The organism is Paenibacillus terreus, assembly GCF_042138595.1.
Classification (GTDB): domain Bacteria; phylum Bacillota; class Bacilli; order Paenibacillales; family Paenibacillaceae; genus Paenibacillus; species Paenibacillus terreus.
Genome location: NZ_JBHIRX010000039.1, coordinates 1 through 725 on the forward strand (window position 1 = coordinate 1; position 725 = coordinate 725).

The 725-nt window shown below is 51.9% G+C and carries 1 protein-coding gene; it reads left to right on the forward strand.

The annotated features are described in order from the left end of the window. A partial coding sequence (locus ACE5KN_RS31000) for a hypothetical protein (protein WP_375533331.1) occupies positions 1 to 725 on the forward strand: 725 nt, incomplete at both ends.

Here is a 725-nt window from a genome sequence, read left to right on the forward strand (position 1 = left end):
TCTGTTTCCTGGGAGCACTTAACCAGCGAGCTCAAGGACAGCATCATCACCGATGAAGTCGACGGAAATCAGATCAAGAACGGGGCCGTCTCCTGGGAGCACCTGGACGGTGAGCTCAAGGAGAGTCTCATTACTGATGAAGTCGACAGCAGCCAGATCAAAACCGGGGCCGTCTCCTGGGAACACCTGGACGGCAAGCTTCAGGAGAGTCTTATTACCGATGAAGTCGACGGAAGCCACATCAAAATTGGTTCTGTCTCCTGGGAACACCTGGACGGCAAGCTTCAGGAGAGTCTCATTACCGATGAAGTCGACGGAAGCCACATCAAAATTGGTTCTGTCTCCTGGGATCACTTAACCGGCGAACTCAAGGACAGCCTCATTACCGATGAAGTGAATAGCAGCCAGATCAAGCAGGGGGCCGTTTCTTGGGAGCACTTAGCCAGTACACTTCAGGATAGCCTCAACCTTATTACTGATGAACTCGACGGAAATCGGATCAAGGCTGGGACTGTTTCCTGGGAGCACTTAACCGGCGAGCTCAAGGATAGCCTCATTACCGATGAAGTCGATGGAAGCCACATCAAAACAGGCTCTGTTTCTTGGAACCACTTGGCTGGTGAGCTCAAGGAAAGCCTCATTACCAACGAAGTGAATAGCAGCCAGATCAAGCAGGGGGCCGTTTCTTGGGAGCACTTAGCCAGTACACTTCAGGATAGCCTCAA